A 12,298-nucleotide genomic window follows, 5' to 3' on the forward strand; every position below is an offset into this window, starting at 1 on the left:
GTTTCTTCTGTTAAAAATAGATAAAGACCGAAAACCATTCTCCATCAGTGGCTAGTTTCATATCCGCTCCAAGAAGATGAACTAATTCCTCGGTAATATAGAGGCCTAAACCAGACGATTCTTCGGTATCTGACATATTTTCAGAATAAAAACGATTGCTGAGATTGTCTATATTCTTGATAGGTTTTTTGACTAGATTATCAATTTCCAAAACAAGCCTATTTTCTTCCTTTTTCAAAGAAAGTCGAGCCTTCTCCTTGCCGTGCTTAAGAACATTTCCAAGGAGGTTTTGTATAATTCGATCAAGCAAGTCCTCATCAGTCGTCGTTTTCAATCCTGGTTCAACGTTAAAATCAAGAACAATCTGTGAAGATTGAAAAACGTCGTAATAAGCTAAAGTCTTTTTCGTTATAAAAGTTGATAAATCAAGCTCTTCCAGTTTCGGTTTGACTGCTCCTTCCATCAAATGACGGTATTCAAGAAGAGCTTCCAAACGTTTGGAAACCAAATCAAGATGATGGGCTATTTTGTTTAAGGTTTCTGGACTATTATCGGGATGTTTTATCAGTTGCTGAGTATATCCTGAAGCGATTGTCAAAGGTGTCCGAATATCATGAGCTATGTTACTGATTGCCATATCTAGGGTGCGTTTTTCACGCTTCATGATTAGCTGGTTTTGCTCCACTTCTTGAAATAGATTCTCAATTTGGTTATGTAGACGCAAAATGGTCTTTGAAAAGAAATTTACCCCGATCCTCTTCATGCTACCAGAGCGAATCTTTTCTTCCATTTGTCTGCTTAAATCTCTAACTGTTAGATGATAGCGAATCAAAGAAATCGCCAAAATAATGTTAGTAAGGAGTAATATTGATATCAAAATGTAATTCATTATTTGTCTCCTTTTAATCGAACACCAACTCCCCAAATGGTTTCAATGTACTCATGATTTGGATCCAGTTGATACAGTTTTTTACGGAGATTGCTTAGATGAGTGTTGAGCGTATTATCTCCAGGCAGGTAACTTTCTTCCCAGATCAATTCATAGAGTTCTTCCTTGGTGAAGATTTTTTTAGGATGATGGAGCAACATTTGGAGAATCTGACACTCTTTCTTTGCAAGGCGAATGATTTCAGTAGAGTTGCTTATTTCAAAACTATCTGCATCAAACTGGATATTTTTAAAATTTTGTACGAGGTTATCAATTTCTCTTCGATCTTCTGACTGATGTTCACCACTTTGGCGTAATTGAACAGTGACTCTGGCAAAGACTTCGTCCAAATCAAAAGGTTTTACTACATAATCATTGGCACCGTCTAGTAGATATTGGCTGATGAGCTTTTTATCACCTAAAGCAGTAAGCATGATGACCGGAGTCTGACTAGTTTGTCGAATAGCTTGCAAGACTTGGTCGCCATTTTTCCCAGGGAGCATGATATCTAGCAAGACGAGATCGATGCCACCTTTGTCAAATTGTATTATACCTTCTGTCCCAGAAAATGCTTGAATCACCTCGTGTTCCTCTGCAAGAAGGGTTCTTAAAATTTCCTGGATGTCATTATTATCTTCAATTACAAGAATGCTCGCCATAAACCTCGTCCTTTCTAAAACTATTATAACATGTTTTATTAGGAATTCCAGATACAGAAAAGCTCCTCTAACATTTTAAGCAAGAAGGAGCTAATAAATTGAATCTACTTAACCAAATAAGCAATCAAGGTTATAATCCATAGATGAGCTGGGTAGAAAATATAAAAGAAATATTTATTCCAGCTAGTTTCCTTTCCTCGCTGTCCATTATACAAGGCCATAAAAGGAAATACAGTGATAAAGAGCCAGTCAGAATTGTAAAGCATCATTTCCAAGGTTTGGTACCAAGTATCATAGGTATGGATAGAAGTCACTAATAGAAAGGCCCAAAGGAGAGTATAGAGGAGATTTCGCAATCCCTTACGATTCCGACAAGAGTAACTAATCAAGAGAAATGGTAGCATAGTGATACCACCCTCAGTAAAAAGACTACCAAATATCAGAATACCCGCAACCCCAATCCGACGCCACAACTTCTCTTTTTTATCCAGCTCTTTTCTGGGAAAACCAATCAAAAGCATGGTGACACCGATGGCCAAAGTCAAGAAAATGTTACTATTGACCATTACCCCTTTAGCTGCAAATAGGGTATTGAGGAGGCTATTTCCTGCGAACATGACAAGCGCCCAACTCCAGAGACGGATGAGATAGTTTTTCAAATTTCGAGTATGGATAAAACCTTCCATAGCCATATACGCAAACCAAACTCCCACACAACGGGTCATAGCGTGGAAAATACCTTCCCACAGAGGAGAAACGATTCCGGTAATATGAGGGACATGGTCTAGAACCATTACTGCTGCCATCAGATACTTCAACTGCGTCGCATTCCATTTTTTCATAATAAATCTCTTTCTTTTTGATCTACATAGAGTATAGCATACATTTCCACGTATAATCGTACACCCATCTTACATTTAAAAAGCCTATCTTACATTTTTGTAAGACAGGCGTGAATATCAAAAGTTTATTCTGAAAGTTACCTTCTAGTCGGTAATCCGTTGATACATTTCTGGTCTCCTATCACGAAACAAGCCCCAGTTTAGGCGTTCGCTTTCTCCCTTGTCAAGCTCATAAGTGGCTACCAAAACAGCTTCACCTTGTCTTTCAGCTCTCTCTAAAATAGCTCCTGTTTCATCCGTCATAAAGGAGGAACCGTAGAAGTCAAGACTGGAACTTTGTCCACCATTTTCCTCGCTAGGAGTGACTTCCTCCAAACCATAACGATTGGCTGCAATGACTGGGACAATATTCGCTGCTGCGTGGCCTTGCATCGTACGTTGCCAGTGCCCACAACTGTCTGTATCCAGAATTGGCTCTGAACCGATGGCTGTTGGATAAAAGAGCAATTCAGCACCATTCAATGCAAGACAGCGCGCTGTTTCGGGGAACCATTGATCCCAACAGATACCGATACCAATCTTAGCATAGCGAGTATCCCAGACCTTGAAACCAGTGTTACCAGGCGTAAAGTAAAACTTTTCTTGATAATAATGGTCATCTGGTATGTGGGTCTTTCGATAAACACCCAGCACTTCCCCATCAGCATCAATGACGGCGATAGAGTTATACAAGACATTGCCATCTTTTTCATAGAAACTAATCGGCAGAACAACTTCTAGTTCCTTAGCAATCGATTTAAAATGTTGAATAGCTGTATTTTCTATCACCGACTGGGCATACTGGTAGTAGTCATACTGGCGTTCCTGACAGAAATAGGGACGTTCAAACAACTCTGGTAAGAGGATGATTTGTGCACCTTTGTCTGCAGCTTGACGTACTAAACGCTCCGCTGTTTGGATATTTGTTGCTACATCCTTGGCACATTGCATCTGGATTGCTGCAACTCTTACATTTCTCATCTTTTTCTCCTATTCAGGGATTTGTTGGGTGATACAGTGGATATTGCCACCACCTAAAAGAATATCTCTAGCTGGTATTCCGACAACTTTACGATCTGGGAAACAGTTGCTGAGGATATCTAGGGCCACTTGGTCGTTTACATCCTCAAACTGGGGAACCAAGACAGATTTGTTGGCAATATAAAAATTGACATAGGAAGCTGCAAGACGTTCACCTGCATAACGCTCTTCTTCCCCTTCTTCATAGATGTAGCCTGGCAAATCCTCTTCGGTTACAACTTGATGAAGCGCTGGGATTGGCAATTTATGAATAGTGAAGGGACGCCCTTTTGCATCTGTTTCCTTCTCTAAAAGAGCTAAATCAGCTACAGACATAGCATACTGGGGATCGTTTTGATCATCTGTCCAAGCTAAGACAAGTTCCGCAGGACCAACAAAGGCAGCAACATTGTCAACATGTTCATTGGTTTCGTCCTGATAAATACCGTAAGGAAGCCAAATAACTTTTTCGGCACCAAGACTCTCTAATAAGGTGTTTTCAATTTGCTCTTTAGACAGGTGGGGATTGCGTCCAGGACTTAGAAGACAACTTTCAGTCACAAGAATGGTTCCTTGACCATCACTATGTATCGCGCCGCCTTCCAGTACAAAAGGTTTGGCATCATAGACAGGCATTTCCAAGAAATCAGCAAAACGACTGGCTACTTGGTCATCATCTTCATAATCTTGGTAGAGGCCATCGACTGCACCACCCCAGGCATTGAAAGACCAATCGACGGCCAACTTTTCTCTTTTATCATTGACGAGAATAGTCGGACCCGTATCACGTGCCCAGGCATCATTTGTCGGAATTTCTAGATAAACAACCTTGTCTCCAAGATAAGATTGGGCTTCAGATAGATGGTCCTGGTCCACCAAAAGATAAACAGTTTCCCCTTCTGCTATGGTCTTTATAATTTGGCTAAATGCTCTTTTGGCAGCTTTTCCTTGAGAGGGCCATGAACCTGGTCTAGTCGGCCAGATCATGAGGGTTCCATGATGTGGTTCGTACTCTGCTGGCATACGATAGCCTAATTTTTTTGGACTGTCCATCATGATAATCTCCCTTTAAAGTCTTGATAACCGAAGGCTTTGACTAAACTGCAGTCTCCCTGCTCGTCCATAAGATAGAGACTTGGCAAGCCAATACCGTTAAAAGTATTATTTTTGACAAAGGAGTAAATAGCCATGTCTTCAAAGTAAAGTCTGTCTCCAATCTCAACTGGATTTTCAAAACTATAGTCGCCAATCACATCGCCTGTTAGACAAGTATTGGAAGAAAGTCTATAGGTATGGGCTTTTTCCTGAGCCTCAAATCCATTTCTCAAAGGTGGACGATAGGGCATCTCAAGTACATCTGGCATATGGCAGGTCGCGGAGGCATCTAAAACCAAGATCTCCATACCGTTTTCTACAATATCCAATACTTCAGTTGCTAGATAACCCGCATTGAGCGCAATAGCTTCACCCGGCTCGATGTAGACTTCAAGATCGTAAGTTTCTCGGATACGCTTGATTTCAGAAATCAGCAAATCGATATCATAGTCTTCTCTTGTAATGTGGTGGCCACCGCCCATATTGAGCCATTTAACCTCATGTAAATAAGGACCAAACTGCGCTTCTACAGCTTTCAAAGTTGTCTCTAAATCATCTGCCCCTTGCTCACAAAGAGTATGAAAATGAAGGCCGTCTACCAAGTCCAGCAAATCACTCGGTATCTTGTCTAGGGTAACTCCAAAACGGGAGCCAGGTGCACAAGGATCGTAGAGCGCGTGGTCACCCTGCGTTGAACATTGAGGATTGATGCGCAAACCGACACTGATACCAGCCTCACGACAACGAGCACCATGTTTATGCAACTGTCTCTCAGAGTTAAAAACAATATGGTCCGTTATCTCCAGCAATTCCTCCAAGTCCGTATCCTTGAAAGCTGGCGCAAAGACATGAACTTCCCCCGGAAATTCTTCTCTAGCGAGCTTAGCTTCATAGAGACCACTAGCCGTCGTACCAGAGAGATACTGGCTGATCAAGGGATAGGTTTTGTAGAGTGAATAAGCCTTCTGGGCAAGCAAAACCTTGCAACCGCCCTCTTCTTGTACATATTGTAGAATGCGGCAGTTGGCTTCTAACTTTGCCAAGTCAATGACGTAAGCTGGTGTTGGTACCTGTTCTAGCTTCATTAGTCCACCATTTGTGGATTTTCAACCACAACCCAAGGCAATCCGTACTCATTCAAAGCTTCCATGAATGGATCTGGATCCAATTCTTCAAGGTTATATACTCCAGGTTGTTTCCAAGTTCCATTCATCACTAATTTGGTCCCAATCATGGCTGGAACGCCTGTCGTGTAAGAAATTGCTTGTGAACCAACTTCTGCATAACATTCCTGATGGTCGCAAACATTGTAGATATAGATAGTCTTTTCAACGCCGTCTTTGATACCTGTAAAGATACAACCGATATTGGTTTTACCAACTGTGCGTGGACCAAGGCTGGCTGGATCTGGAAGCAAGGCTTTCAAAAATTGGATTGGCACAATTTCTTGACCGTTAAAGTTAATGGTATCCGTACGAAGGAGTCCGACATTTTCCAAGCATTTCATGTGCGTTAGATAAGATTGCCCAAAGGTCATAAAGAAACGAATGCGTTTAACACCTGGAATGTTTTTCGCCAATGATTCAATTTCTTCATGGTGAAGGAGATACATGTCTTTCTGTCCAACTTGAGGGAAATCATACTCACGTTTGATAGACATGGCTTCGACTTCGACCCATTTTCCATCTTCCCAGTAAGAACCTGGCGCAGAAACCTCGCGGAGATTGATTTCTGGATTAAAATTCGTCGCAAATGGATAACCGTGATCTCCACCATTACAGTCTAAAATGTCGATATAGTGGATTTCATCAAAATAGTGTTTCAAAGCATAAGCTGAAAAGACACTGGTCACACCTGGGTCAAAACCAGAACCAAGAAGAGCTGTCAAGCCTGCTTCTTTGAATTTCTCCTGATAAGCCCACTGCCATGAGTAGTCAAAGTAAGCTGTAAAACCTAGTTCCTTGCAACGTTTTTCATAAATGGCGCGCCATTCAGGGTCTTCTGTATTCTCAGCCTCATAGTTGGCAGTATCTATATAGTGGACACCTGTCGCCAAACAAGCATCCATGATAGTTAAGTCTTGGTATGGCAGAGCTACGTTCAAAACGGCTTCTGGTTTGTAGCTTTCAATCAAAGCAATCACTTCTTCTACCTTATCAGCATCAAGAGCAGCTGTTTCAATCTTTGTACTTGTTTTGCCTTCTAATTTAGCCTTCAAATCATCACATTTTGACTTTGTACGGCTAGCAATCATAATCTCTGTAAAGGTTTCGCTATCTTGACAAATCTTTGAAATGGCAACTTGGGCAACGCCCCCACATCCAATGACTAATAAACGACTCATTTTTTCCCTTCCTCTTCTTCTAAAATGTCTTCTACATACTTAGGCAACATAAAGGCTCCCACATGTAAGTTTGCAGTGTAGTATTCTGTGAAAAGCTGGCGTTTTTTCCAGCCTTCCTTATCAAAATCTTTAACAGGGTGGTATTTTTTCGATGCAAATCCAAATAGCCAATAGCCAGCTGGACTGGTTGGGATGTGCGCCTGATAAACCCGACTGATTGGAAAGGCTTGATTGACCTTACGGTGCATGCTTCGGCAAGCTGACTCATCTTCGTCAAAGAAAGGACTACCATGCTGATAAATCATGATACCGTCTTCTTTGAGAGCTCTGTAACTGTTTCCATAAAATTCCTTGGTAAAGAGCCCTTCCGTATGTCCAAATGGATCCGTCGCATCGTTGATAATGATATCGTAATCATCCTCACAGTTTCTCAAAAATCTCAGTCCATTTTGATAATAAATCGTAACACGAGGGTCATCTAGCCCTGCAGCAAAGTCTGGGAAATACTCACGACAAACCTCAACAAGCATTTCATCTGGTTCCACGATATCGATTTGCTCCAGTTCAGGATAGAGTGTTAATACTTGGGCAACTCCGCCGTCGCCCCCCCCTATAACCAAGACTTTCTTTGGATTGGGATGGACAGCCATCGGTACGTGGACGGTCATTTCATTGTAGACAAAATCATCTGCATCTGAAAACAAGACATGGCCATTTAAGATTAATATTTTCCCAAAAGCGGGAGTATCTAATACTTCTATATCCTGCCATTCACTTTTTCCAGCGTAGAGTTGCTTAGCTGTTCTCAAAGATAATTTCACATCTGGAGTATGAACTTCAGAAAACCACAAATCCATCTAGTTCTCCTTTCTATCAATAACGTTGATGTGATTGACTTCTGGATCTTCCGTCCCTTGGAGGGAGCAACCACGTTCTTTGGCAAATAGGATATAATCCACAATTTCTCGTGTAATACGTTCACCTGGTGCTAGGATTGGAATCCCTGGAGGATAGCACATGACAAATTCCCCACAGACCTGTCCAACAGACTCATCCAAGGTTAAACTTCTTCTCTCTGAATAGAAGGCTTCCTGAGGAGATAGCACTAACTCTGGTTGGATATATTCTCCAGCAATCAAGTCCTTTCCATCTCTTGAATAGAGTCTCTTAATATCAGCTAAAGCACCGACCAGACGCTCTATGTCTTGGATGCGGTCGCCGATGGAAATATAAGCCAAGATATTGCCAATATCCCCAAACTCAATCTGAATATCATATTCGTCTCGCAGGAGGTCATAAACTTCGATACCTGTTAAGCCAATACCCTGAGTGTAGACTGACAGCTTGGTCACGTCAAAATCACAGACCGACACACCGTCTATTAACTCTTTTGAGTAGGCATAGTAACCACCGATAGCATTGATTTCACGACGAGCATACTCGGATAGTTCAATAACCTTCTCAAAAGACTCTTTACCACGAAGAGCTAGATTACGACGTGAAATATCAAGGCTTGCCATCAACAAGTAAGAGGCAGATGTAGACTGGGTCAGGTTAATGATCTGTCGAACATATTCAGGATTCATATGCTCCCCGATAAGCAGGATGGAGCTCTGGGTCAAACTCCCACCAGACTTATGCATAGAGACCGCCGCCATATCAGCGCCAGCGTCCATAGCAGATAGTGGCAATTTGTCTGTAAAATGCAAATGCGCTCCATGGGCTTCATCCACTAAAACCAGCATGCCAGCTTCATGAGCCATTTCCGTTAAACTCTTGAGGTCTGAACAAATCCCATAGTAGGTAGGATTGTTGATTAGGATAGCTTTAGCATCCGGATGTTCCTTGATGGCCTGTGCAACACGGTCATTTTCAAGACCTAAAGCGATGCCAATTTTAGGATCTACACTCATCTCGATATAGATGGGAATGGCACCACATAGAACCAGCGCATTGATAGCAGATTTGTGAACATTTCGCGGCAGAATAATCTTATCTCCAGCCTTGCAGGTGGAAAGAATCATAGTTTGAACAGATGATGTTGTTCCACCAATCATGAGAAAGGCATGCGCTGCTCCAAAAGCATCCGCAGCCAGCTCCTCTGCATCTCGAATAATCGAAATGGGATGGCCTAGATTATCCAAGGGTTTCATAGAATTGACATCAATGCCAACACATTTTTCTCCCAACAATTCAACAAGTTCTGGATTTCCCCGTCCGCGTTTATGACCTGGTACATCAAAGGGAACAATCCTTTTCTTTCGTAACTTAATCAGACCTTCATAAATAGGGGCCTGGTTCTGATCTAACTTTATCAAGACATACTCCTTTACCATATTTTTAGCGCCTAAAAAAATGAAGGCGACCAAAGCTTGACTTATGAAAAAAGAGCAGGTTTTCACCTGCTCTGCAATCTTCTGACGTTTTTATTTTGGTTTCTGTTGAGTATGTCTGTTCCCGATGTTTCCTAACTCTCTAGTAGCAAATATTACGTACTTTATTGATCGTTTCACAAGATGACGTGTGCTTTCACCACACTAAAATTTATGAATTAGGACAAGCGTCCTAACATCAACTTATAAAAGTAGGCTTTTAACCCTATCAATAATGTGGCTTTTCAACCACGCTTCGGCATTCAACCCTGCCTGTCCGTAGGCATTTTTTACTCGGGTTTATATTTGCTAGAAAACATCATCTCATTTTCTAAGCCTTATAACTATATCATGTTTACAAGAGCTTGTAAAGTACTTTTTTAAAATTTTCTTAAATTTTGTTCGCGAATAGTTAAATTACCACCCAAAAGTTAAAGTTTAATCAACTGAAAATGATTACAAAAGGAACTAATTTTTTAGTTCCTCTCAAAATTATTTAATCTTATGCTTATTCATTTTTTCTTGGAAAATATCTGTAATGATTTGGCGCAATTCTTCTCTTTCCTTCTCAGGAATCTCACCACTTCTCTTGGCAACTGCGTAGAGCTCTGGATGTTCGATAGAAATACGCTTTATTGTCCGAGTTGTTGCGTGGTTTCTCACAAAAAATGGGATGCGTTTGATCCATTCCTGAGGTACTAGGGCAAGGATTTTCGCAGCGGTTTCCTTATCGCTAATTTCAGATGTTGTCAATCCCTGCCTTATCATCTCCTGTTCTTTTTCTGTAAAATCTTTTAATTCCATTTCCTTCTCCTAGCCAGTAAATTTTTCTATCGTAAATTATATACTAATCCTGATTAAAGTGCAAATAGAACAACGTCCGAAGACTATATTAGAATACCATTTCCTTCAATCATCACGCGCTACTTCTCCAACTAGCTCAAAATCTATCATATAGTAGTTTTCATCCAAGCGAATTAAGGAAAAATATTCATTCCAAAACAGGTGATCACTGCGACTTTTCCACTGGATACCATACCATAGTTGGGTCGAATCTAGAGGATGGGCAGGCGGGACAGACCATAATTTATCACCAAAAGTAGTTCGCATATTCCCTTCCTCAAACCTAGCTAGTAAATCCACACCATCCAGCTTGTAGGAGATAGCTTTTGATTTTGCTGCTTTGATACGATCTTCATCTAGCTTAAATTGGATAATTTTACAGTCCTCTAAGGCAATTTCTTTTGTTTCATCTCCGTATAAGGCAATACTTCCAAGGACTAAGCCATCTTTTCCAAGAAGATAGGGAGAATGGGATACAGCATTGCTATCTAGACGGAAGCCTTTCTTTATAAAAACACTCTTATCAGCTTGGTATTTCTTGATTTCCCCTGAAGAAATATTCGCTTCATAATCATTGCCAAAACTATCCTCCCTCCTGATATAAATGTCAAAACCTTCTTTCAGAAGATCACTCACACTTGTTTGTGTTAGCGTGATCGACTTGTCATCTATCGTCAATTCTGGTGCTTTTGGTGGCAACCCTATCTGACCATAGGCTATCATAAGAAATAAAGCCATCATAAAAGAAACCACAAGTGCGATCATCGCTTTTCCCGTGCGTTTTCTAGCATTAAAAAGTGCCATAACTGGTGGTAGGATCACAATTCTTGCCAAGATAGCATTACCAGTTCCTCCCCTACTCATTATTTGCACTACAAAAACGCCAGCAATCGCAATTATCGACAAGTAAACTAGAAGCTCGCCAAGCCCCATCTTATCTGTACGAGTTTGCTCATTTACTGGCTCGTCTAAGACGGATTTCCCATTCACTACCAGCCTTTTGAGGAAGAAATACATTCCGAGTCCAATCCCCAAAAATGCTAGTCCAAGAAAAACTAGTGATCCGATTGCAATCATTCTGCCCATCTCTATTTTCTCCTTAGTTGATACATTCAGCCTTCATTTTCTTTTTTAAAATTCTATTTGCAATCAGTAGTACAAGCAAAAGAAAGGGTACACCATTAAGAACAAATATAGGGAAGGCCTTGATAGAAATCCATAAAATCGTCCCTTTTTTCTCAATCCAACTACTTCCCCAATCACCATTGATTAATGGAAATAGTGATTCTATATAGCCTTGATACCATAGAAAAAATGGATTTTGGGAGCAATTCGCATTCAGCCAGATAATTATCAAACAAAACAGAATCAAGTAGACCAGACCAACAAATACACTAATCCGTCTGGTAGTCTTTGTCGCCTGCTGACAGATTCTTTCTTTGGTCTCTTGATTAATGCCTTCAAGACCACTATTCTTGCAAGCTTCCTTTTCAAATCTGTAGAGTAGATACCGATAGAGGTAATCCTTTCGCATATTGCCTTTCATACTAAAACCTCGTCTAAAGCTTGGAGAACGAATTAAAAATCTTCTAATTCAAGGAATTGCAGTCTAGATAATTTGTGATTATTGGTGAAGGGAACATAGGGATCTTGTTCAGAGCATATCGACATACCATGTTTTTTTCACCGCCAAATCCATAGAATTTCTCACCAATCAACCATTTGCCATCTATCAACCTAAGCACAAACTTATGTTTCATTTCCAAAGCTTCCTCATAGTATAGTATGACCGTCGCCCTATCCTCTTTTTGCATGGTAAACTGAACGGAAAAATTCTTGCCTCGTAAATACGAATACTCACTTGGATGGCCATAGGAGTTCCTAGCCCCTTTTGATAAGAGTTTCTCGCTTACACAGCCATCCAGGAGAGCTAGATAGCGTTGATGGTATTCGTCCATCAGTTCATTCCACTCGGGATGGATCTGATGTGAAGGTATCTTGAGTAGCCTTTTTTCAGCATCGAGTTCCTTGTTGCGTTCATAGATTTCTTCTTCCAACAAGGTTAATTTCTGTAATAATTCCAATAAGGGAGGTAAAAGTTCATCTACCATTTTTTTGTATTTTTCAGGGGTGCTTTTTAACGTCAGTTCCATTAT

At 40.8% G+C, this 12,298-nt stretch carries 13 protein-coding genes; 1 reads left to right on the top strand and 12 read right to left on the bottom strand.

Annotation, left to right across the window (positions count from 1 at the left end):
• Nucleotides 1-10 precede the first annotated feature (10 nt).
• The 11 genes from GOM47_RS05105 to GOM47_RS05155 all read right to left on the bottom strand — a co-directional run bounded on the left by GOM47_RS05105 (nt 11) and on the right by GOM47_RS05155 (nt 11,228).
• Entirely contained in the window at nt 11-889 is an 879-nt protein-coding gene (locus GOM47_RS05105) for a sensor histidine kinase (RefSeq protein ID WP_235080028.1), read from the bottom strand.
• Complete coding sequence (locus GOM47_RS05110; RefSeq protein WP_235080029.1) at nt 889-1,587, bottom strand: response regulator transcription factor; 699 nt, start codon at nt 1,585-1,587, stop codon at nt 889-891. Before GOM47_RS05110 ends, GOM47_RS05105 begins: the two co-directional genes overlap by 1 nt.
• A 104-nt stretch (nt 1,588-1,691) precedes the next feature.
• Nucleotides 1,692-2,429, bottom strand: a complete 738-nt coding sequence (locus GOM47_RS05115; protein WP_235080030.1) for a TraX family protein — start codon at nt 2,427-2,429, stop codon at nt 1,692-1,694.
• 144 nt (nt 2,430-2,573) lie between these two features.
• Entirely contained in the window at nt 2,574-3,449 is an 876-nt protein-coding gene (gene aguB, locus GOM47_RS05120; protein ID WP_235080031.1) for an N-carbamoylputrescine amidase, read from the bottom strand.
• A gap of 9 nt (nt 3,450-3,458) precedes the next feature.
• Complete coding sequence (gene aguA / locus GOM47_RS05125) at nt 3,459-4,544, bottom strand: agmatine deiminase (protein WP_235080032.1); 1,086 nt, start codon at nt 4,542-4,544, stop codon at nt 3,459-3,461.
• Nucleotides 4,541-5,668, bottom strand: a complete 1,128-nt coding sequence (nspC, locus tag GOM47_RS05130; RefSeq protein ID WP_235080033.1) for a carboxynorspermidine decarboxylase — start codon at nt 5,666-5,668, stop codon at nt 4,541-4,543. Before nspC ends, aguA begins: the two co-directional genes overlap by 4 nt.
• Nucleotides 5,668-6,927, bottom strand: coding sequence for a saccharopine dehydrogenase family protein (locus GOM47_RS05135; RefSeq protein ID WP_235080034.1), 1,260 nt, complete (start codon nt 6,925-6,927; stop codon nt 5,668-5,670). The genes nspC and GOM47_RS05135 overlap by 1 nt, the downstream gene beginning before the upstream one ends.
• Nucleotides 6,924-7,784 carry a polyamine aminopropyltransferase gene (gene speE, locus GOM47_RS05140; protein WP_000366713.1) on the bottom strand — a complete coding sequence of 287 codons (861 nt, stop codon included), beginning with the start codon at nt 7,782-7,784 and terminating at the stop codon, nt 6,924-6,926. Before speE ends, GOM47_RS05135 begins: the two co-directional genes overlap by 4 nt.
• Nucleotides 7,785-9,245, bottom strand: coding sequence for an aminotransferase class I/II-fold pyridoxal phosphate-dependent enzyme (locus GOM47_RS05145; protein ID WP_235080035.1), 1,461 nt, complete (start codon nt 9,243-9,245; stop codon nt 7,785-7,787). It lies immediately after the preceding gene.
• Between the two features lie 546 nt (nt 9,246-9,791).
• A complete protein-coding gene (locus GOM47_RS05150; RefSeq protein ID WP_235080036.1) occupies nt 9,792-10,103 on the bottom strand; it encodes a hypothetical protein in 312 nt (103 codons plus the stop codon).
• Nucleotides 10,104-10,208: 105 nt separating this feature from the next.
• Nucleotides 10,209-11,228 carry a hypothetical protein gene (locus tag GOM47_RS05155; protein WP_235080037.1) on the bottom strand — a complete coding sequence of 340 codons (1,020 nt, stop codon included), beginning with the start codon at nt 11,226-11,228 and terminating at the stop codon, nt 10,209-10,211.
• 235 nt (nt 11,229-11,463) lie between these two features.
• On the opposite strand from GOM47_RS05155, the gene GOM47_RS05160 reads away from it, so the two are divergent.
• The gene (locus GOM47_RS05160) at nt 11,464-11,649 is read left to right on the top strand and encodes a hypothetical protein (RefSeq protein ID WP_235080038.1); all 186 of its coding nucleotides are present in this window, start codon (nt 11,464-11,466) and stop codon (nt 11,647-11,649) included.
• Between the two features lie 82 nt (nt 11,650-11,731).
• Here the strand turns inward: GOM47_RS05160 and GOM47_RS05165 are convergent, their stop codons facing one another.
• Nucleotides 11,732-12,295: a hypothetical protein gene (locus GOM47_RS05165; protein ID WP_235080039.1), complete on the bottom strand. Its 564-nt coding sequence runs from the start codon at nt 12,293-12,295 to the stop codon at nt 11,732-11,734.
• Nucleotides 12,296-12,298: the final 3 nt, after the last annotated feature.

This window comes from Streptococcus oralis (assembly GCF_021497945.1).
Lineage (GTDB): Bacteria > Bacillota > Bacilli > Lactobacillales > Streptococcaceae > Streptococcus > Streptococcus oralis_BR.